Raw genomic sequence first — 371 nt, forward strand, 5'->3', positions numbered from 1 at the left:
AGACGTGGACCGATCTACCGAGCGGGTTTCTCGCCGGGGTCGATCCTGCCCACCCCGAATCATCTGACACTGCAACCCATATGGAACGGCTGCGGGCGATCCGCCACGGCGAATCCTACCTGGCGTGGTGCCGATATGAATCGATCGTCACCATCTACGACCAACTCGTCATCCACACCAATGGCGGGTTCTTCATCGACCGCTACACCGAGATGGTCACCCGGGTGTGCCGCGAAGCCGCCATCACCCGCTACCACGCCGATCAGTGGGTCGGTGAAGCACTCGCCCTGCGCGACCGGCTACCCAAAGTGCTGACCACCCTGCGCGACGGCATCCTGTCGCGGCAGCTGATCCAAACCGTGCTTTCTCGC

The 371-nt window shown here is 62.8% G+C and carries 1 pseudogene; it reads left to right on the plus strand.

The window, feature by feature from the left end:
* Positions 1-371: pseudogene (locus OK17_RS22360) on the plus strand (HNH endonuclease); the annotation flags it as partial.

The sequence above is a fragment of the Gordonia sp. GN26 genome (assembly GCF_054823965.1).